The sequence below is a fragment of the Bacillus sp. ChL18 genome (genome assembly GCF_026241425.1).
GTDB classification, from domain to species: Bacteria; Bacillota; Bacilli; order Bacillales; family Bacillaceae; genus Bacillus; species Bacillus velezensis.
The window spans coordinates 408912-427415 of sequence record NZ_JAPHWE010000002.1 but is presented as its reverse complement, the minus strand read 5'-3'; the positions used below and the strand labels follow the sequence as shown (position 1 = coordinate 427415).

General features: G+C 47.7%; 17 protein-coding genes. 4 read left to right on the top strand and 13 right to left on the bottom strand.

Annotated elements, in window-relative coordinates; translation table 11 throughout:
- Positions 1-158: 158 nt before the first annotated feature.
- From glpX to spo0F, 5 genes are all read right to left on the bottom strand, one after another.
- Positions 159-1124, bottom strand: a complete 966-nt coding sequence (gene glpX / locus OQ477_RS13125; protein ID WP_003151105.1) for a class II fructose-bisphosphatase — start codon at positions 1122-1124, stop codon at positions 159-161.
- 33 nt (positions 1125-1157) lie between these two features.
- Positions 1158-2447 (bottom strand): UDP-N-acetylglucosamine 1-carboxyvinyltransferase, encoded by a 1290-nt coding sequence (locus OQ477_RS13120; RefSeq protein WP_007407612.1) that lies wholly within the window; start codon positions 2445-2447, stop codon positions 1158-1160.
- Between the two features lie 309 nt (positions 2448-2756).
- Positions 2757-3395, bottom strand: coding sequence for a fructose-6-phosphate aldolase (fsa, locus tag OQ477_RS13115; protein ID WP_007407613.1), 639 nt, complete (start codon positions 3393-3395; stop codon positions 2757-2759).
- Positions 3396-3513: 118 nt separating this feature from the next.
- Positions 3514-4371 carry a class II fructose-bisphosphate aldolase gene (locus OQ477_RS13110; protein WP_003151102.1) on the bottom strand — a complete coding sequence of 286 codons (858 nt, stop codon included), beginning with the start codon at positions 4369-4371 and terminating at the stop codon, positions 3514-3516.
- Between the two features lie 175 nt (positions 4372-4546).
- Positions 4547-4921, bottom strand: a complete 375-nt coding sequence (gene spo0F / locus OQ477_RS13105) for a sporulation initiation phosphotransferase Spo0F (RefSeq protein WP_012118670.1) — start codon at positions 4919-4921, stop codon at positions 4547-4549.
- Between the two features lie 164 nt (positions 4922-5085).
- On the opposite strand from spo0F, the gene OQ477_RS13100 reads away from it, so the two are divergent.
- Complete coding sequence (locus tag OQ477_RS13100) at positions 5086-5607, top strand: DUF2529 domain-containing protein (protein ID WP_007614394.1); 522 nt, start codon at positions 5086-5088, stop codon at positions 5605-5607.
- A 47-nt stretch (positions 5608-5654) separates the two neighbouring features.
- Here the strand turns inward: OQ477_RS13100 and pyrG are convergent, their stop codons facing one another.
- The 3 genes from pyrG to OQ477_RS13085 form a co-directional block, all read right to left on the bottom strand.
- Positions 5655-7262, bottom strand: coding sequence for a glutamine hydrolyzing CTP synthase (gene pyrG / locus OQ477_RS13095; protein ID WP_003151098.1), 1608 nt, complete (start codon positions 7260-7262; stop codon positions 5655-5657).
- Between the two features lie 240 nt (positions 7263-7502).
- Complete coding sequence (rpoE, locus tag OQ477_RS13090; RefSeq protein ID WP_265972727.1) at positions 7503-8030, bottom strand: DNA-directed RNA polymerase subunit delta; 528 nt, start codon at positions 8028-8030, stop codon at positions 7503-7505.
- Between the two features lie 227 nt (positions 8031-8257).
- A complete protein-coding gene (locus OQ477_RS13085) occupies positions 8258-10366 on the bottom strand; it encodes a heterodisulfide reductase-related iron-sulfur binding cluster (RefSeq protein WP_265972725.1) in 2109 nt (702 codons plus the stop codon).
- A gap of 138 nt (positions 10367-10504) precedes the next feature.
- Here OQ477_RS13085 and cls (OQ477_RS13080) point away from each other — a divergent pair, with 138 nt between their 5' ends.
- From cls (OQ477_RS13080) to OQ477_RS13070, 3 genes are all read left to right on the top strand, one after another.
- Positions 10505-11704 (top strand): cardiolipin synthase, encoded by a 1200-nt coding sequence (cls, locus tag OQ477_RS13080; RefSeq protein ID WP_106079907.1) that lies wholly within the window; start codon positions 10505-10507, stop codon positions 11702-11704.
- A gap of 12 nt (positions 11705-11716) precedes the next feature.
- Complete coding sequence (gene uvsE, locus OQ477_RS13075) at positions 11717-12679, top strand: UV DNA damage repair endonuclease UvsE (RefSeq protein WP_265972721.1); 963 nt, start codon at positions 11717-11719, stop codon at positions 12677-12679.
- Between the two features lie 68 nt (positions 12680-12747).
- Positions 12748-13020, top strand: a complete 273-nt coding sequence (locus OQ477_RS13070; protein ID WP_003151087.1) for a hypothetical protein — start codon at positions 12748-12750, stop codon at positions 13018-13020.
- Between the two features lie 66 nt (positions 13021-13086).
- Here OQ477_RS13070 and OQ477_RS13065 read toward each other — a convergent pair whose 3' ends face one another.
- The 5 genes from OQ477_RS13065 to narJ all read right to left on the bottom strand — a co-directional run bounded on the left by OQ477_RS13065 (position 13087) and on the right by narJ (position 18488).
- Positions 13087-14814 (bottom strand): ABC transporter ATP-binding protein, encoded by a 1728-nt coding sequence (locus OQ477_RS13065; RefSeq protein ID WP_007614400.1) that lies wholly within the window; start codon positions 14812-14814, stop codon positions 13087-13089.
- Between the two features lie 80 nt (positions 14815-14894).
- Complete coding sequence (gene cls / locus OQ477_RS13060; RefSeq protein ID WP_265972720.1) at positions 14895-16397, bottom strand: cardiolipin synthase; 1503 nt, start codon at positions 16395-16397, stop codon at positions 14895-14897.
- A 96-nt stretch (positions 16398-16493) separates the two neighbouring features.
- On the bottom strand, positions 16494-17123 hold the full coding sequence (locus OQ477_RS13055; RefSeq protein WP_265972719.1) for a YitT family protein: 630 nt from the start codon (positions 17121-17123) through the stop codon (positions 16494-16496).
- A 139-nt stretch (positions 17124-17262) separates the two neighbouring features.
- Entirely contained in the window at positions 17263-17934 is a 672-nt protein-coding gene (gene narI / locus OQ477_RS13050; protein WP_265972718.1) for a respiratory nitrate reductase subunit gamma, read from the bottom strand.
- Entirely contained in the window at positions 17931-18488 is a 558-nt protein-coding gene (gene narJ, locus OQ477_RS13045) for a nitrate reductase molybdenum cofactor assembly chaperone (RefSeq protein ID WP_265972716.1), read from the bottom strand. The genes narI and narJ overlap by 4 nt, the downstream gene beginning before the upstream one ends.
- Between the last annotated feature and the right edge of the window lie 16 nt (positions 18489-18504).

Genomic DNA, 18504 nt, shown 5'->3' with positions numbered 1-18504 from the left:
ACTCAAAAGAAGGAATGACACAGAAAAATCGCAGCACTCTTTATTTTTACCTCATTTCAAAAAATTATTCAACTTAAATAATGCTTTGACATATAAATGATAGGGTTGACTCTTTATTGCAAAAGAAAAGCGGGACTTTCCGTCCCGCTTTTCTCTATTTATGGCCGGATCACAAGATTTGGTTTTTTCTTCAGGCTGTGTCTTCCGTCAACGAATCGGACCGTTCCTGATTTCGCACGGATGACCAGACTTTCAGTCGTGCCGACGGAGCCTTTGAACTGAACGCCTTTCAGCAGCTCTCCGTCCGTGACGCCCGTTGCGGCAAAAATGGCGTCATCCCCTCTCACAAGGTCCTCCATCCGGAGCACTTTGGATACATCAAGGCCCATTCGCTCACAGCGGGCCTGCTCTTCCGCACTTTGCGGCAGGAGCCTGCCGATGATTTCGCCGCCGAGCGCTTTTAACGCAACGGCAGACAGCACGCCTTCAGGAGCCCCGCCTGAACCGAAGAGAATGTCTACTCCCGTATGGTCAAAGGCCGTATTGATGGCGCCCGCGACATCACCGTCGTTGATCAGTTTGATTCTGGCGCCCGCCTCACGCAATTCAGAGATGATTTTTTCGTGTCTGTCACGATTTAAAATGGTTGCCACGACATCTTCAATGTCTTTGTTTTTCGCTTTCGCAACGGCTTTTAAGTTATCAATGACAGGCGCTTCAATATCGATGCAGCCTACCGCTTCAGGACCGACCGCGATTTTTTCCATATACATATCCGGGGCGTTCAGCAGTGTTCCATGGTCGGCGACCGCGATCACCGTCAGCGCATTCCAGCCGCCGCTCGCTACGATGTTTGTGCCTTCCAGAGGATCGACGGCGACATCGACGCGCGGGCCGTATCCGTTTCCGAGCTTTTCGCCGATGTAAAGCATCGGCGCTTCATCCATCTCGCCTTCCCCGATCACGACCGTGCCTTTCATCGGCACCGTATCAAATACGTCACGCATTGCGCTTGTCGCCGCATCATCAGCTTCATCTTTTTTCCCGCGGCCCATCCATCTGGCAGATGCTAAAGCCGCCGCTTCAGTGACTCGAACCAATTCCATCGATAAGCTTCTTTCCATTTCAACACGATCTCCTCTCAAAAGTCCGCATTTCTATGAATTTTGGAGCTGTTCTATCTCTTCGTCCGTCAGTCTTTGCCGCCAGATTGTGGCGCCCAGACCTTCAAGTTTTTTCTCAAGATTGCTGTAGCCGCGGTCTAAATGCTCGAGACCGGTAATTTCGGTTACGCCGTCAGCCATGAGCCCGGCGACGACCAGACAAGCGCCTGCACGCAGATCGCTCGCCTTTACTTTTGCGCCCTGAAGCTCGGCCGGACCTGTGATAATGGCCGACCTGCCTTCCACTTTCATGTTGGCCCCCATCCGTCTCAGCTCATCTATATGTTTAAATCGGGCCGAGTAGATGGTGTCGGTTACGACGCTCGTGCCGCTGGCTCTCGTTAACAGAGATGTCATCGGCTGCTGAAGATCAGTCGGGAATCCCGGGTAAACAAGCGTCTTTACGTCGACCGGTTTTATCTGCTTCTGCCCGCCGAGCATAAGAAGCTGATCGTCACTCGTCTCAATGTGAAAACCCATTTCCCTGAGCTTCGCCGTTAAAGACTCCAGGTGAGTCGGTATGACATTATCAATAATGACTTCTTTCCCCATCGCGGCGCCGGCGATCATAAAGGTGCCCGCCTCAATTCTGTCCGGAATGATCGTATGCCTGCATCCGTGCAGCTCTTTTACGCCGTCGATTCTGATTACATTGGTTCCCGCGCCTTTGATCTTTGCGCCCATGCTGGTGAGCAATGTGGCAACATCAATAATCTCAGGTTCCTTGGCGGCGTTTTCTATCACGGTTTTACCTTCAGCCAGTACAGCGGCAAGCATGATATTGATCGTCGCTCCGACGCTGACGACATCTAAATAAATCCGTGCGCCTCTCAGCCTTTCGGCGCGCAGATAAATCGCGCCTTGTTCATTGGTGACTTCCGCCCCAAGCGCTTCAAATCCTTTGATGTGCTGGTCAATCGGCCGCGGCCCGAGATGGCATCCGCCCGGCAGTCCGATGACCGCCTGTTTGAAGCGGCCCAGCATCGCGCCCATTAAGTAATAGGAAGCGCGGAGTTTTTTCACTTTGCCGTTGGGAAGCGGCATGCTGATCATCGGGGAAGGGTCGACGACCATTTCTCCTTTTTCAAAATGGACGTTTCCGCCGATTTCTTTCAGCAGGTCACGCAGCGTTTCAATATCTGAGATCTCCGGAAGCCCTTCGATCGTTACTTCGGAATTTGCCAGAATGGTTGCGGGTATCAATGCGACGGCGCTGTTTTTCGCACCGCTGATATGTACGGTTCCGTTTAACGGATCGCCGCCGGCAATATTCAACTTTTCCATGATAGTCTCCTTCCATAAGAAGATAGCTGCGGAGCGTAAATAAAATGGCATTTTATTCTGTCTCTGCAAATAAAGCTCTTGTCCAAAATGTAGCCAATTCGAAGAGAAAGAATACAAGGACATTATAAAATAACAGGAAGAAAATAGCGAAGCTTTGCGGGGCATTTTTAACACAGGATGCACAGAGGCCCGCCGGGTTCACATTCCGGGGAAACACACTCTTCACTTTGATACTGAAGGCCCGCTTCCAAACAGGAAAACATAAGGGTGCGGCAAACGGATGCAACCGGTTTGCCGCCCTTTTCACCCTTATTTATTCCAGTCTGCCAAGAATTGCTCGATGCCTTTATCCGTTAACGGATGTTTCGCCAGCTGGTGAATGACTTTAAGCGGCATCGTACCGATATGCGCACCGCGTAAAGCGGCTTCAGTCACGTGCTGCGCATGACGGATGGAAGCTGCGATGATTTGTGTATCAATATCATGAATGTCAAAAATCTGTCTGATTTCTGAAATCAGTTCAAGACCGTTATGGCCGATGTCATCCAGACGGCCTAAGAACGGAGATACATAAGTCGCTCCGGCTCTTGCCGCCAAAAGCGCCTGGTTGGCACTGAAGATGAGCGTTACATTTGTTTTAATGTTCAGGTCGCTCAGCGCTTTTACGGCTTTTAACCCTTCAGACGTCATCGGGATTTTCACCGTGATATTCGGCGCGATTTTCGCAAGTTCTTTACCTTCTTCAATCATCTCTTCAGCATTCAGGGAAATGACTTCCGCGCTTACTGATCCGCTCACGACTTCCGTAATCTCACGAAGTCTGTCATGGAAAGACACGTCAGCTTCTTTCGCCACTAAACTAGGGTTTGTCGTAACTCCGGCAAGAACGCCAAGTTCATAAGCTTCTTTAATCTCGTCAATGTTTGCTGTATCAATGAAAAATAACATAAGGAAAGCCTCCCCAGTAATAAATTTTCAGAACTGTAAAACATGATTGCGCTTTCTAAAGGTAAGACATAAAACCGCCTGTCAATGCTGTCAGGCGGTTTATGGATGTTACATTGGATTAAGCTTGGTTTGAAGAACCGAACTCACGCATTTTGCCGATAACCGTTTCTTTGATCGCTTCACGAGCAGGTCCAAGATATTTACGAGGATCGTATTCGTTCGGCTTAGCTGCCAATGTTTCGCGGACAGCTTTTGCAGAAGAAATTTGGTTTTCAGTGTTTACGTTGATTTTAGCCGTACCAAGTGAGATTGATTTTTTAATGTCGGCAGTCGGAATTCCTGTACCGCCGTGAAGTACTAACGGAAGGCCGGTTGATTTTCCGATATCTTCCATTTCTTTGAAACCGAGGTTCGGTTCGCCTTTGTAAGGGCCGTGAACAGAACCCAGTGCAGGTGCAAGGCAGTCGATGCCAGTGCGCTCCACAAGTTCTTGACACTCTTTAGGGTCAGCATAGATTACGCCTTCAGCGATCACGTCATCTTCCTGTCCGCCTACAGTTCCAAGCTCAGCTTCAACTGAAACGCCGTGGAAATGAGCAAGCTCAACCACTTTAGCTGTAGTTGCTACGTTTTCCTCAAACGGGTGGTGAGATGCGTCGATCATTACAGAAGTGAAGCCTGCATGAATCGCTTTCGCACAAGATTCAAAGCTTGAACCGTGGTCTAAGTGAATGGCGACAGGAACTGTCACTTTGTATTCTTCCATAAGAGCTTTAACCATGGCAACCACTGTTTTGAAGCCGCCCATGTAGCGTCCCGCGCCTTCTGAAACACCAAGAATAACCGGGGATTTTTCCTCTTCTGCTGCTTGTAAAATAGCTTGAGTGAACTCAAGGTTATTTAAGTTAAATTGTCCAACAGCATATCCTTTTTCTTTAGCTGTATTCAACATTTCCGTCATTGAAACTAAAGGCATGTCGAAAGTCCTCCTTATGTAGCCTGATTTGCTTCTTCTCGAAAAAAGCTTTCCACCTATAGCATGACCATAAAAACCTGTCATATGTAAAACAACAGATCGCTTTTTCTCCATCTCTAGGATACCAACTTTTCGACAAATCGGCAACACAATGACATAATTGTTTCTAATTTTATTAATTCGATTTTAGAGGTAAATATTTTTTCACCGCGTCTCTGATCTCATCAATGTCAAAAGGTTTCGCAAAATGGGTCAGCGCTCCGAGCTCTTTTGATTCCTTAATCATATCGAGTTCTCCGTAAGCGGTCATGATAATGACGCGGATGGATTCGTCGATCATCTTCATGCGCTTGAGAATTTCGATTCCGTCCATGCCGGGGATTTTCATATCTAAAAGCACGAGATCGGGCCGTTCTTTCGTTACGATGTCCAGCGCCTGTATGCCGTTGGCGGCCTGAAACGTCTGGTACCCTTCTTTATGAAACACTTCATTGAGCAATATGCGTATACCGTATTGGTCATCTACGATTAAAATCTTTTCATTCATCATTTTACACCCCAATATTATCATTTTCGTCAAAAGGAAGCAGTTGTTTATGTATTCTGTTTGATTTTCACATTTCCTTTAATTATAATAGTCTACTTTCCGACATTTTCTGAGCATTTTCTCTTTTGTTGTATACTGTTCTTGTATGTGTAAAGGAGGTTTCACTCATGTTAAAGATATTTACGACGCAGCTTGCAGGCATTTTTTCCCGCATTCAGGATAAGGAATCCGAAGCAATAGAAGACGGCGCGCGCCTGCTGGCGCAGGCAGCCGTCAGCGGTCATACCATTTATTTATACGGCGCAAATGAGATGCAGGGCATTTTGTGCGAGGCGGAACTCGGCTCAGAACCGATGCCTTCCGTCAAAGCGTTTCCGGATACAGCTGATTCGATTACAGAAAGCGACAGGGTGCTGATGTTTTGTTCAGGTCCGGGCACGGCTGAAGAACAGGCACTGGCTCAAAAGCTTTATGAAAAAGGGATCGGCCTCGTTGGCGTATCTCCTGTCATCAAAGATCAAACCGGGATTGAGGCATTTTGTGATGTTCATATTGACAGCAAATTAAAAATGCCGCTTCTGCCTGATGAAGACGGGACAAGATACGGCTTTCCTTCATTAATGACAGGCCTGTATGTCTATCACGCACTGTCCTTTACGTTAAAGGAAATGATGCAGGAATATGCCTGATGCAGAAAAAAGACTTGCCGCTTTTAAAGGAGGCAAGTCTTTTTTTATTACTTCTGTTCTGCAGCTTGTACGGAAGCGCCGATAAAGTCTTTGAATAAAGGCTGAGGTCTTGTCGGTCTTGATTTGAACTCAGGGTGGAACTGGCAAGCGACATACCAAGGATGGTCTTTCAGCTCGATGATTTCCACAAGACGGCCGTCAGGGCTTGTTCCTGAGAACACAAAACCGTTCTCTTCCATTTGCTGTCTGTATTCGTTGTTGAATTCATAACGGTGGCGGTGGCGTTCGTATACCACTTCATCCGCATACGCTTCGAAGGCTTTCGTGTCTTCCTGAAGCTTACAAGGGTACAGTCCGAGACGAAGCGTTCCTCCAAGATCCTCGACATCTTTTTGTTCTGGCAGAAGGTCGATGATCGGATAAGGAGTGGACGGATCGATCTCCGCAGAGTGAGCCCCTTCCAGACCTAATACGTTTCGCGCATATTCAATGGATGCAATCTGCATACCGAGGCAGATGCCGAAGAACGGAATTTTATTCTCACGCGCATACTTGGCGGCGATGATTTTCCCTTCTACGCCGCGGTCTCCGAAACCGCCGGGCACGATGATTCCGTCTGTGCCGCCAGTCAGCTCTTGAATATTGCTTTCTGTCACTTCTTCGGCGTTAATCCATTTGATCTTCACATCAGCGTCAAACGCATAGCCGGCGTGGCGCAGTGATTCAACGACTGAAATGTAAGCGTCCTGAAGCTCGACGTATTTACCGACGAGGCTGATTGTAATGGTTTTAGACAAGTTTTTCACTTTCGTGACAAGGTCTTTCCATTCCGTCATATCCGGGTCTTTGCATTCTAATTTCATATGATCGCAGACAAGCTTATCGAGTCCCTGCTCCTGAAGGTTAAGCGGGATGGAGTAAAGGTTGTCCGCATCTTCGCACTCGATGACCGCTTTCGTGTCAATATCGCAGAAGAGCGCGATTTTATCTTTCATATCTTGAGAAATCGGCATTTCCGTGCGCACGACGATGATATTAGGCTGAATACCGAGGCTTCTCAGCTCTTTTACGCTGTGCTGCGTCGGCTTTGTTTTCAGCTCGCCCGCCGCTTTGATGTACGGAACAAGCGTACAGTGAATGTACATCACGTTTTCATGGCCGATGTCGCTTTTCATTTGACGGATGGCTTCAAGGAACGGAAGGGATTCGATGTCTCCCACTGTTCCGCCGATCTCAGTAATGACTACATCTGCGTTTGTTTCTTTGCCTGCACGGTACACGCGGTCTTTCAGTTCATTTGTGATATGCGGAATGACCTGAACCGTTCCGCCGAGGTAGTCCCCGCGGCGCTCTTTTTTCAATACGGCGGAATAGATTTTACCGGTCGTCACGTTGCTGAATCTGTTCAGATTAATGTCAATGAAACGCTCATAATGCCCTAGGTCAAGGTCAGTCTCAGCGCCGTCATCGGTAACGAATACCTCACCGTGCTGGTACGGGCTCATCGTTCCCGGGTCAACGTTGATATAAGGGTCAAATTTTTGGATAGTGACGCTCATGCCTCTGTTTTTCAAAAGGCGGCCAAGTGACGCAGCCACAATTCCTTTTCCGAGTGATGATACAACTCCCCCGGTTACAAAAATATATTTCGTCATTTCGTTTGCTCCTCTCTTCGGTCTGCGCTACATTCCTTAAAATGTGCCGTTTTATAGAAAATCATTTCACTAAAAACAAATGATGTGTAAAAGAATTTGGGAGATGAAAATAAGAAAGCTCCCTTTCAATTTCTTGAAAGGGAGCGTAGCACTCTTATGAATTCTCTTCTTTTTGAAGAGCCCAAAATACATACTACATAGTTCGACAATGAAAGTCAAGATCGTTTTGCTGATATAAAATCAGTCTTTGCGATCCTCTTCCTCATCATCATCATCTTCCTCATCTTCTTCAATCATCTCGTCTTCGATCTCAAGCTCGTCGTCATCTTCTTCATCGATATCTTCGTCGTCAAAGCTGTCTGCTTCAAGGTCAATATCTTCTTCTATTTCATCGAGATCGATGTCATCTTCGTCAACTTCCTCGAATTCATCAAGGTCGAGATCTTCCTCAACGACTTTTTTCGCTTTTTTCTTTTTCGCTTTTACAGTCGGCTGTGTTTCTTCGTCCAGCTGATCGTACGGATACCAGCTGCGAAGCCCCCACGTCTGGTCTGACAGAGCAATAAAGCGGCCGTCAATGTTCAGGTCTGTATAAAATTGGGCGATACGGTCGCCCAGTTCCTCTTTCGTAACACCGAGCAAGGAGATCATTTCATTCAGCAGCTCCTGGAACGGAACCGGTTTTTTATGTTCTGAGAAAATTTCGTGAGCGATTTCAACTAAAGCCATCTGCTTCAGCTGTTCCTGAGAATATTGTTTGATACTCAAGGTCGGACACTCCCTTTCTATTACTTATATGTATCTGTTTCTATCCTATAATAAGAACGAATTTGTATTGTTTTGTTCATAAACCATACCTCTCATTATAAACAAATTAAAACAGAATATGCTACCCTTAACAGCGTAATTTAAGAAATTTTAGAGCCGTCCCTTCATAAATCAGCTGATGTGCGAAAACAAAGCCGCCGGCATATGCGCCGGCGGCCCGCTTCTTTCTATAAAGACTCTTGTTTTTCAGCGCCGAATACAGACATTGCGAGCAATTCACTGACATCATAAGTGCCGACCGCGTCTTCGGCTTCTTTCGCTTTCGTACCGTCACCGAGCATGGTCAGACAGTAAGGACATCCGGAGCTGATGACCGTCGGACTGACAGAAAGCGCCTGCTCAGTCCGGGCCGTGTTGATTCTCGCTCCCGTTTCTTCTTCCATCCACATGAGCCCTCCCCCGGCGCCGCAGCACATCCCGTTTTCGCGGCTGCGCTCCATTTCCTTCAATTGAACGCCCGGAATGGCTTTTAAGATCGCTCTCGGCGGCTCATACACTTCATTGTATCTTCCTAAATAGCACGAGTCATGGAAGGTAATCGTTTCATTCACCGGGTGAAGCGGTTTTAGTCTCCCCTGTGACACAAGCTCGGCTAATAATTCAGTATGATGATAGACTTCGGCCCGGAATCCGAAATCAGGATATTCATTTTTGAACATATTATAGGCGTGCGGATCAATCGTGACGATTTTTTTGATCCCGTGTTTTTCAAATTCGCCGATGTTGTGTTCCGCCAGCTCTTGGAACAGAAACTCGTTGCCCAAACGGCGCGGCGTATCGCCTGAGTTTTTTTCCTTATTGCCGAGAATCGCAAAGGATACGCCCGCTTCATTAAGCAGCTTTGCAAATGAGACGGCAATCTTTTGGCTCCTGTTGTCGTAGGAACCCATCGAGCCGACCCAAAACAAATAGTCGTACTCTTTGTCTTGTTTTTTCATTTCTTTCACTGTCGGAATCTCTGTATCGGCCTGCTCCCGCCAGTTCTCCCGCTCTTTCCGGTTTAAGCCCCACGGGTTTCCCTGTCTTTCAATGCTTGTCATGGCCCGCTGCGCGTCGCTGTCCATCTTCCCTTCCGTAAGCACAAGATAGCGGCGCAGATCGATAATTTTATCAACGTGTTCATTCATGACCGGACATTGATCTTCACAGTTGCGGCAAGTGGTGCATGCCCAAATCTCCTCTTCCGTGATGACCTCGCCGATTAAGCTCGGGTTGTAATCAATGGCTGCCGCCGCTTCACGCGATCCTCCCCCTGAGGAAGCCGCGGCGAGCTGATTCGCCTTCGTGTGCTGAAAAACGGGCGCGGGCACCCACGGAGATTTTGACGTCACGGCAGCGCCTTTTTCCGTCAAATGGTCTCTGAGTTTTAAAATGAGGTCCATCGGCGAGAGCATCTTGCCCGTACCGGAGGCCGGACACATATTTGTACAGCGGCCGCATTCGACGCAGGCGTAAAGGTCGACAAGCTGAGAGCGGCGGAAGTCTTCAATCTTTCCGACGCCGTAGCTTTCTTTCGTCTCATCGGTGAAATCGATTTTTTCCAGCTTTCCTTTTGAATCCAGCCTGCTGAGGAACACATTCGCCGGACCCGCAATTAAGTGCGCATGCTTTGATTGCGGCACGTACACTAAAAAGCTGAGCAAAAACAACAGATGAAGCCACCATGAAACATAAAACACGCCGGCGGCCGCCGGCGCTGAAAGACCGCCGAGCACAAACGCAATGGAGGAAGCGATCGGTTCCGTCCAAGACAGAGAATGATCGTGCCATAAAAGGTTCATGGCGTTCCCGAGAAGCACCGTCACCATCAGTCCGCCGATAAACAGCAGGACAAGCCCCGCTTTAAACCCGCGTTTCAGTCTGACGAGTTTTTCAATGTAGCGCCGGTAAAACGCCCAGACTACGGCGATTAAAATCAGAAACGTGACGATTTCCTGAAAAAAGGTAAACGCCGGATAAAGCGGACCGAACGGCAGATGGCGGTCAGGAAGCAGCCCTTTCAGAATAAAATCAATTGCGCCGAACTGAACGAGTATAAAACCGTAAAAAAACAGAACGTGGATGATGCCGCTCTTTTTATCTTTCAGCAATTTTTTCTGTCCGAACACATTCACCCATATCTTCTGAAGACGTTCTTTCAGGCGTTTATCAAATTCTTCCCTTTGGCCGAGCTTAATATAAGCGATCCTCGTTCTGATCAGGTAAACGAATAAATAAACAGCGTAAGCGGTTACAGCTGAAAACAGCAGCGCGTTTACCATGAGAAATGCGTTCATCTTGTCTCCCCCTTTGTTCTGATTCCCCTCTTCATTGTCATATCTTTACTTTATCATAAATAATGAATGAGTGTTCAGTCAATAATTAAATTCACATTCTCAGGGCACACTACGAATACTTCGGAAAGGAGCGTCGGTATGAAGGTCATTTTTGTGTTGCTTGTCATTTTTATCATATTGATCGCACTTATGCTGCTTGATATGCTGCTTGGCCGGGCGGCGTACAAAAAACAGGCGTATGAGCCCGTTTTTGACCCGAAAAAGAGTGATATTACACTCATTCACTGCGGCAGCGAGCTTGTGCGGCAGATGACGGCTGATATCCGCCAAGCCGTCTCTTCTATTCATATGATGTTTTTTATTATGAAGAACGACCAAGTCAGCCATGAGATGTTTCATTTATTGAAGGAAAAGGCCCAGGCCGGCGTCTCCGTATATCTGCTGCTCGATTGGGCGGGCAGCCGCCAAGTGAAAAAGCCTTCCATTCAAACGATGAAAAAAGCCGGCGTTCACGTTCATTTTCTAAATAAACCGGCATTTCCGTTTCTATTTTTCAGGCTGCAAAAACGGAATCACCGGAAAGTGACCGTCATTGACGGCAAAATCGGCTATGTCGGCGGTTTTAATATCGCTGAAGAGTACCTCGGCAAAAAAGCGAAGTTCGGAAACTGGGAGGATTATCACCTGCGGATGACCGGCGAAGGCACGGCGGATCTTCAGACTCTTTTTGTAAGCGATCTGAAACGAAACACCGGAAAAACACCCGGATCACCCGGGGTTTATCCGGCATTATCCGAAGGGAATATCTCTCATAGGACATATGCATCTGACGGTTTTTCGCTTGAATCGCATTATGAAAACTGCATCCGTAAGGCGGAGAAAAAAATCATTATCGGCACGCCTTATTATGTACCGAGCAAAAAGCTTCAGGAAGCGCTTATTTCAGCCTGCCGAAAAGGCGTCAAAGTCATCTTGATCGTTCCGATGAAATCAGACCACCCGCTCGTTCGGGAAACAGCTTTTACCTATTATCCCGAGCTTCTGAAGGCCGGCTGCCTCATCTATCGGTATTATCAAGGCTTTTATCATGTCAAAGCCTTCATTATAGATGACCGCATCAGCATTATCGGCACGCCGAATTTTGATAAACGGAGCCTGTTCTGGAATGAAGAGGTGAATGTCATCATTCATGATGAAGCCTTTACAAAGGAAGTGCTTTCAACCATAAAGCAGGACATCGAAAAATCCGAGCTTCTCACATTAGAAAAAGTGAAACAGCGCTCCGTCAGACAGCTTCCTGCAGAATGGCTGGGAAAGGCCATATCTTACTTTTTATAAAGGAGAAACCATATGCTGTTCAGATTCGGATTCGTCGCAAACGCCATGTGCCTTTGGGACGCGTCCCCCGCAAAAACCTTAACATATGCGCGCTATACCAAGCTTTCCCGCAGTGAGCAGAAAGACGCCCTGCTTTCTGTGACGAAAGCCAATCTCACCAATACGCTGCGCACGATCCACTATGTGATCAGCCACGGCATCCCGCTGTACAGGTTCTCAAGCTCGATTGTGCCGCTCGCCACCCACCCCGACGTGCTGTGGGATTTTGTTACGCCGTTTCGCCAGGAGTTCCGTGAGATCGGCGGGCTGGTCAGAAAATATAACCTCAGAACGAGCTTTCATCCGAACCAATTCACGCTTTTTACAAGCCCGAAACAGGAGATTACCGCAAATGCGGTCAAGGATATGGCCTATCATTATGACATGCTGGACGCAATGGGCATCGCGGACCGTTCCGTCATCAACATCCATGTCGGAGGCGCTTACGGTGACAAACAAAGCGCGCTTGGCCGATTCCGCGTGAATCTGAAAGAACTTCCCGATGTCATCAAACAGCGGATGACTTTAGAAAACGATGATAAAACATATACGTCCGAGGAAACACTCAGTATATGTGAGCAAGAAGGCATTCCGTTTGTGTTTGATTATCACCATTTTTACGCCAATCCGACCGATGACGCTGATTTAGATGACATTCTTCCGCGGATGATCAAAACATGGCAGCGGATCGGCTTAAAGCCGAAGGTCCATCTCTCCTCGCCAAAATCGGAATCAGCCGTACGCAGTCATGCGGACTATGTGGATGCGAATTTTATTCTGCCGGTGCTGGAGCGGTTCAGACAATGGGATACGGACATCGACTTTATGATTGAGGCAAAAGAGAAAGACCGGGCGCTGCTCCGGATCGTCGAAGAATTAAGCGCCATCCGCGGAGTCAAACGCCTGGCGGGCGGAGTGCTGAGGTGGAAGGCATAACCAGGTTTATCACCCGTTTATATGGGGAATTTCCGAAATAACAGACCATCAGACGGAGGAGAAAACATATGAAAAACATTACATCTTTGAAAATAGCCGCTAAGAAGTTCACTTTACGAAACATGCTTCAGCTTTATCAGCTTTGCCACACGGGAGGCCACGAGCTGTATATCTACTCTAAAAAAACGATGTGCAAAATCAAAGATATCATTGAGCTGGAAACGTTCAGAATGGCCCATAAAGAACAAGAATATTTAATTGTAGTGGAAGGAAAGAAAGCGGTGCAGCTTGTTGACCGTTTCAAACATATCATCGAACCTGCGCAAAAAGAAGCCCATTAAATACGGACTACATAAAAAAAGGATAGACAGGAGGCTGCCCGGCCCCTTTTGTCTATCCTTTTTCTTTTATTGATGTATCAGCTCGCCGAATTGGGCCTGATGGAGTCTCTGGTACATGCCGCCGGATGCCAGCAGTTCCTTATGATGACCTTGTTCAGCAATGCCTTCTTTCGTGACGACGACGATCCGGTCCGCATCCTTAATCGTAGCCAGCCGATGGGCGATCACAAGCGTTGTGCGTCCTTCAGACAGCTCTTGCAGAGATTTTTGAATGGCGGCTTCCGTTTCTGTATCGAGGGCTGATGTAGCCTCGTCTAAAATTAAGATCGACGGGTTTTTCAAAAACATTCTGGCGATGGAAAGCCGCTGCTTCTGCCCGCCTGACAGTTTCACCCCGCGCTCGCCGATCACCGTGTTTAAACCGTCGGGATACCCGTTTACCAAGTCCTCTAAATGCGCCTGGCGGACGGCCTGCCAGATTTCTTCCTCAGACGCGTCGAGCCGCCCGTAAGCAATGTTTTCCCGCAATGTGCCGGAAAACAGAAAGACATCCTGCTGGACGACGCCGATTTGTCCGCGCAGAGATGACAGCGTCATGTCCTTAATATCGATACCGTCAATGGAAATCACGCCTTCAGACGGCTCATAAAAGCGCGGCAGCAGACTTGTCAGCGTTGATTTTCCCGCTCCCGAAGGCCCGACGAATGCGACTGTCTCCCCGGCATGAATGGACAAATTGATTCCCGACAGAACCGGACTGTTTTCTTCGTAACCGAATGACACACGATCATAACGGATATTCCCTTTTAAACCGGACACATGTCTCGCGTTCGGGGCGTCCTTGATATCAGGCTCCGTTTCCAGTATTTCTATAAAGCTTTTAAAACCGGCAATGCCTCTCGGATACATCTCAATAATCGCGTTGATTTTATCAATCGGACGGAACAGAACGTTCGTCAGCAGCACAAAAGCGACGAATTCCCCGTAAGATAACGATCCGCGGATCACGAACCATGTCCCGCACAACAGGACGAACAGCGTGACGAATCTTGTCAGCATGTAACTGATCGAGCCGTTTTTCGCCATGATTTTATATGACGTCAGCTTTGTTTTGCGGAAACGCTGATTGTTCACGTCAAACCGCTGCGTTTCAAACGCTTCATTGCTGAAAGCCTGAACAAGACGGATGCCGCCGATATTGTTTTCAACCCTCGCGCTGAAGTCCCCGACGTCTTTGTTCAGTTTTGTAAACGCAGAAGTCATTTTTTTATTAAAATACAAAGCAAGCCAAATGACGACCGGCATAATGATAAAAGTCAACAGCGCAAGCTGCCAGTTAATAAACAGCATCACACCGAACGCGCCCAAAATCGTCATAATCGCGATAAACAGGTCTTCAGGCCCGTGGTGGGCGGTTTCTCCGATATACATCAAATCATTGGTGAGCTTGGACATTAAACTGCCCGTTTTGTTGTTATCGTAAAATTTGAACGAAAGCTTTTGCAGATGGTCGAAAAGCTTTTTCCGCATATCGGTTTCAATGTTAATGCCGAGCATATGGCCCCAATACGTCACAACATACTGAAGCGCCGAGCTGAGGGCGTAGACTCCGAATAAAGCAGCGGAAGTCAAAATAATCAGACTCCAATCCCGCCCCGGGAGCAATGTATCGATAAAGTAATTGACAATCAGAGGAAAACTCAGCTCCATCAATCCGCCGGCGATGGCAGAAAAGAAGTCGAGAAAAAACAGCTTTTTGTACGGTTTATAATAAGAAAAAAATTGTCGCAGCACGATTCCGTCCTCCTTGTGCCTCGTTCTTAATGATAATATTTCTCAATTATACTATACACAAGGAGTTTTAAAAGCGTTTTTTATAAAACGCCGGAAAATAACCGTGCGAAGGATTCCTTCGTTCTTTCCCATAATGTGCGCTTATAGAAACGGACGGGGCTGATTTTTTCAGACTCCTTCATATCCTCCAGATAATGCGCTTCAAGATCTTTGATCGCCTCTTGATCTGTAAAAAAGACATTGACTTCAAAGTTCAGCTGAAAGCTTCTCATGTCCATGTTCGCCGTCCCGACAGAGGCGAGGTTTCCGTCAGTGATGAGCACCTTTTGATGCATAAAGCCTTTTTGATAGGAATAGACTTCGATTCCTTCGCGAAGAAGCTCGGGGAAATACGATCTCGTCGCGTACTGGGTTAAAAACCCGTCATTGGTTTCCGGCACCATGACACACACCCGGACGCCTCTGGCAGCAGCCTCCTTTAGCGCTGTGCGGATCGGCTCATTCGGCACAAAATAAGGCGTCGCGATCCATACAGACGATTCGGCCGCCGCTATCATGGCATAATACAGATCGCTCATCCGCTCCTTCATATCGGGCCCTGTCGGAACGACTTGATAGACGCCGCCGCTTTCTGCCGCAACCGGGCGGGTATATGCTTTCTGATCAATCAGCACCTCATCCGAAACGTATTCCCAATCAAGCATAAAAATGCTGTGGAGCGTCTGAACGATTTCTCCTTCGACTTTCATATGGGTGTCCCGCCAAAAGCCGACATTTTGGTCTTTGCCGATATACTCCTTGCCGACATTCAGCCCGCCGACAAAACCGGTTTTCCCGTCAACGATGACGATCTTGCGGTGATTTCTGAAATTGAATTTTTGGTTGAAAAAACCGTATTTCAGCGGCAGAAAAGGGACGATGTTCACGCTCGCGCGTTTCAGTTTTTTAATATCTTTTCCGGCCAGCTTCAGGCTGCCGGCCGCGTCGAACAAAAACCGCACTTCCACGCCTTGACGGGCCTTTTCCATCATAATGTCCATCATCTTGTGCCCGAGCATGTCTGATTTGAACATGTAATACTCAATATGTATAAATGACGCGGCCTCCCGGAGCGCCTCAAACAGCTCCGGAAATGTTTCGTCCCCGTTTTTGAGCACCTTCAGCCTGCTTTTTGTATTGATATTCATATGGGACGCCCTGATTGAATATTGAAAGAAACGCTTCTGATTTCCTTTCAGCCCGGTCAGGTCGGGAGTTTGTTCCATATCAAATATCGTTCTCAGCTTTTCCCGGTTGTATGTCCGTTTCGACCTGAACAGCTTGCCTTTTTCATAAAGCTGGCCGGAAAAAAGGTAAAATAAGTACCCGGCGATCGGAAAAAACACAAGAATATGAATCCATAACAGCGTGTGCTGCGAAGTGCGGTTTTCAAGAATTAACGAATAGATGCTGAACAAAATAATGCTTGCATAGCAAAGCACCCCTCCGTAAAACTCAAGCCTGGAAACCGGAAAAAACCATATGACATATGCTCCGATAAGCATCATATATAAAAAGCAAAATTCCAGTCTCCTTTTCAGCATCCCGACTCTCTCCCATCTGATCCGATATCTCTGTATACCCTCTGTTTTCCGGCCTGTAAACATATGAAAAAAGCCTCTCCGCACGAGCGGAAAGGCTTATGATGAAGCTTCCTGTGATTGGCCGGGTGTGATGTTCTGAAGCAATGCCGGATTGAGCGAGCAGCTGCCTTTGATTTTATTTTTGAAGATGCCGATGATCAGACCGGTGACTGCTATCGACACTAAGGAGAAGAGCCCTTTCAGCAATCCGATGGAAAAAATACCGGCCAGCACGACGCCAAAATCGAAGAGGAAATTAACGGCACCCGGATTCCATCCGCAGCGCTTTTGCAGAAATAAAGCGAGGATATTGGCGCCGCCGAGCGATGCCTGATGATAAAACATGAGCGACAAGCCCAACCCGATCAGCGCCCCGCCGCAAATCGCCCCGGCAAGCGGTGAAACAGAGACCGGCGGCAGCCAGTGATCCGCGCCGGTAAACAGAGTCAGCACTGTGACTGCAAAAACGGTGGATAGAGTGAATTTGATTCCCATTCTGATGAGAGAAAATATATAAAACGGGATATTAATCAGAAAGAAGATAATCGCAAACGAGGAATGAAACAAGTATGACAGGCTTAGTGACAGTCCCGCTGTTCCGCCGGTTAATACATGAGAATGTCTGAGTGTCAGGACGCCGGCGCTTGTCATCAGACAGGCGGCTAAAATGAGGAAAATCCGCTTCATTCTTCACTCTCCTTTCGTTGATGTTATTTCCAAATAAAACATAACAGGAATCCCCGCCGCCCAGCCATTACCTTGGCAGAAAATATCTTATGTTTTTATTTTTTCACCATAAAAAATCCCCCTCTTGCAGGGGGGATTTTTACGTGCGTTTCCGATAGACAACATAGCTGCGGGTCAAATACTTGAGCGGCAGGCTGAACACGTGAACCAATCTTGTAAACGGCCAGAGGATAAAAACGACGTACCCTATGATGATATGAAACTTAAACCATAGCGGGACACTCTCCATCAAAGAAGCGTCAGGGCGGAACAAAATAATTTCCCTGAACCACGGCCCGACTGTTGCCCTGTAATCAAATCCTTTCGAGTCAATGTTGAGGAACGTGGCCGCAACGCCCGACAGCATCATGAACAGCAGCAGAATAAGCGTCAGGATATCCGATGGCGAGCTGGTTTTGCGGATTCTTTTGTCAAACAGCCTTCTGTACGTCAGGATGACAAGTCCGGCACATGCAGCAATCCCCGCCGGCAGGCCAGCGCCGATCGCTATTTTGTGATACATGTGCTCGGAAATGCCAAGAGAAGCATACACGCCTTCCGGGATCAAAATTCCCATGACATGTCCGCCGACAACGCATAGCAGTCCCCAATGAAAAAGTGTGCTGCCAGCGGCGAGTTTTTTCTTTTCTAACAGCTCGCTTGATTTCGCCGTCCAGCCGAATTGGTCATGCTGATAGCGGTAAATATGCCCGCCGATAAAGATCGTCAATACAATGTATGGCATAACGCCCCACAGGATCTGCCCGCTCATTCCTGAACAGCCCCTTCTTCAGTGCTTTCATGTACACCGATGTTTTCCAGCGCGGCCTGCAGCACGTGCAGCAGCTCAGCATAGATGCTGTCATTTTTTTCGAGGCGGGAAGCAAGCTCTCTCACATTGGACAGGTATTTTTCAAACACGCTTCTCGCCGCTTCAATCTCCGCAACTGCGGCGAATTCCAGCATCAGCGGCAGGTAATCTGGCAGTTCTTTATCTGTCGGCAGGAAACCGGATTGCTGGTAGGTGTTTTTTAAATGCAGCAATTCGATGCCGCGTTCCCTCTGCTCGCCTGAGTTAAAGTAGGTGACATACATATTCGTTTTTTTTCCGAAATCGAACGTATACACATAGTGTTCAATCAGCGCTTGCGGAGAAAAGCCGGCTGCCGCCTCTAAAAAGTGCAGCAATTTCTCACGGATTTGCTGATTGGTGATGTCATGGATAAGAGCCTTCCAATCGGGAAGCCCGGCTCTCCACTCTTCCTCCGGATATGAGAGAAGAACGGAAAGAGCGGAGAACGTCATTTGCCGGTCTGTGGTGTTCATGTTATTACACCTCATT

Coding starts and splice junctions, on each gene's coding strand:
- cls (WP_106079907.1), top strand. CDS start 10,505: ATGAAGGTCATTTTTGTGTTGCTTGTCATTTTTATCATATTGATCGCA.
- narJ (WP_265972716.1), bottom strand. CDS start 18,488: ATGAACACCACAGACCGGCAAATGACGTTCTCCGCTCTTTCCGTTCTT.
- OQ477_RS13070 (WP_003151087.1), top strand. CDS start 12,748: ATGAAAAACATTACATCTTTGAAAATAGCCGCTAAGAAGTTCACTTTA.
- spo0F (WP_012118670.1), bottom strand. CDS start 4,921: ATGATGAATGAAAAGATTTTAATCGTAGATGACCAATACGGTATACGC.
- cls (WP_265972720.1), bottom strand. CDS start 16,397: ATGCTGAAAAGGAGACTGGAATTTTGCTTTTTATATATGATGCTTATC.
- OQ477_RS13055 (WP_265972719.1), bottom strand. CDS start 17,123: ATGAAGCGGATTTTCCTCATTTTAGCCGCCTGTCTGATGACAAGCGCC.
- OQ477_RS13100 (WP_007614394.1), top strand. CDS start 5,086: ATGTTAAAGATATTTACGACGCAGCTTGCAGGCATTTTTTCCCGCATT.
- fsa (WP_007407613.1), bottom strand. CDS start 3,395: ATGTTATTTTTCATTGATACAGCAAACATTGACGAGATTAAAGAAGCT.
- uvsE (WP_265972721.1), top strand. CDS start 11,717: ATGCTGTTCAGATTCGGATTCGTCGCAAACGCCATGTGCCTTTGGGAC.
- pyrG (WP_003151098.1), bottom strand. CDS start 7,262: ATGACGAAATATATTTTTGTAACCGGGGGAGTTGTATCATCACTCGGA.
- OQ477_RS13110 (WP_003151102.1), bottom strand. CDS start 4,371: ATGCCTTTAGTTTCAATGACGGAAATGTTGAATACAGCTAAAGAAAAA.
- OQ477_RS13120 (WP_007407612.1), bottom strand. CDS start 2,447: ATGGAAAAGTTGAATATTGCCGGCGGCGATCCGTTAAACGGAACCGTA.
- OQ477_RS13085 (WP_265972725.1), bottom strand. CDS start 10,366: ATGAACGCATTTCTCATGGTAAACGCGCTGCTGTTTTCAGCTGTAACC.
- narI (WP_265972718.1), bottom strand. CDS start 17,934: ATGAGCGGGCAGATCCTGTGGGGCGTTATGCCATACATTGTATTGACG.
- glpX (WP_003151105.1), bottom strand. CDS start 1,124: ATGGAAAGAAGCTTATCGATGGAATTGGTTCGAGTCACTGAAGCGGCG.